Annotated in this window: 3 protein-coding genes; 1 reads left to right on the top strand and 2 read right to left on the bottom strand. The window is 68.0% G+C overall.

Annotation, left to right across the window (positions count from 1 at the left end; translation table 11 throughout):
- The first annotated feature begins 238 nt into the window (after positions 1-238).
- Positions 239-748, top strand: coding sequence for a hypothetical protein (locus AC1DOC_RS34315; protein WP_015865629.1), 510 nt, complete (start codon positions 239-241; stop codon positions 746-748).
- 13 nt (positions 749-761) lie between these two features.
- Here AC1DOC_RS34315 and AC1DOC_RS34320 read toward each other — a convergent pair whose 3' ends face one another.
- On the bottom strand, positions 762-980 hold the full coding sequence (locus AC1DOC_RS34320; protein WP_041945778.1) for a hypothetical protein: 219 nt from the start codon (positions 978-980) through the stop codon (positions 762-764).
- Positions 981-1,032: 52 nt separating this feature from the next.
- Positions 1,033-1,201 (bottom strand): universal stress protein (locus AC1DOC_RS34325; protein WP_478131659.1); only part of this gene is annotated, 169 nt, incomplete at its 5' end.

Consider the following 1,201-nt stretch of genomic DNA (forward strand, 5'->3'; position numbering starts at 1 on the left):
GGTCAGGTCAGGGACGGGTTGAACATTTGAAGAACTCCTGGTGTTGTCTGGTCGCGGGTCGATGGACGAATGCTAGGAAGTGCCCGGCAACACAGTGACAACGGCCGGAATCGGTGGGTAACGCTCGGTGAATGCTTTGTGTCCGGCGTGTATCAGCGCCGGCGTGGCCGGCCTTGATCTGCATCAAGGCCGGCACGCCTTCCGGAGGTAGCCTTTGGCGTTCACATCCAGGGGGCCCATGCTCTTTCCCTTCGAGGACCACAATTTCTCGGCCTTCCATGCGCTGTCGCCCCAGGACGAGACGGCCTTGCTGAGCCGCGCGCGCCTGCTGCAAGCGGCCTCGCTGCGGGGCGCTCCTTCGCGGCAGCTCAAGGGCAAGAAGCTCGGCATTCTCTGCGACGAAGGCAGCGACGCCAGCGAGAGCCGGCTGCTGTTCCAGCATGCCGCCGAGGAACTGGGCGCGCATGTGGCGATCATCCGCCCCGCGCTCTCGAACCTCGGGAACTCCGGCGAAATCGAGCACACCGCGCGCGTGCTCGGCCGCTTCTACGACGCGCTCGAGTGCCAGGGCATGGCGCCCGACGTGGTGCGGCAGATCGGCCGGCATGCGGGCATTCCGGTCTACGACGGCCTTGCCTGCGCGAGCCATTCCACCGCCCGGCTTGCCGCGCTGCTCGACGAGCGGACCTCGCCCGCGGACAACCGGCGCTTCCTGCTGCAGGCGCTGCTGCTGGGCAGCGTCGCCTGAGGCGCCGCGCGCGTCAGGCCCTTGCCCGAAGAGGCCGTGCCCCGGCTTTTCGGGGATGCCGGACCGCGCGCGCATTCAGCGCGGCCTTCAGCGTGCGCACCGCGTCCTGCAGCATGTGCGCGCCAAGCGACAGGCACTGTGCGCCGCAGGTCTCAAGCACGGCGAGCGCGTGCAGGCCAACGCTCCACTGCGCCCTGCAAAGCGCCAGTGGAAAGGTGAAATCGTTGTGCATGATCGGAGTCGGTGCGGTGCCTGGCGCGCGGGCGTTGCGGATGGCCCGAAGCTCAGCGCACCAGCAGCACGGGCACCGTGCAGCGGGCCAGCACCTTCATCGCCACCGAACCCAGCACGAGGTTCGTCAGCGCACCCTGCCCGCGCGATCCCATGATCACGAGGTCGAACTTTCCGTGCTCCGCAAAGGCGGCGATCTCGCCGGCAGGATGGCCCACCTTG

The sequence above is a fragment of the Variovorax sp. 01T439_2 genome, assembly GCF_056398445.1.

Bases quoted from the DNA above. Each gene is read 5' to 3' on its own strand.
- AC1DOC_RS34320 (WP_041945778.1), bottom strand. From the start codon at position 980: ATGCACAACGATTTCACCTTTCCACTGGCGCTTTGCAGGGCGCAGTGG.
- AC1DOC_RS34315 (WP_015865629.1), top strand. From the start codon at position 239: ATGCTCTTTCCCTTCGAGGACCACAATTTCTCGGCCTTCCATGCGCTG.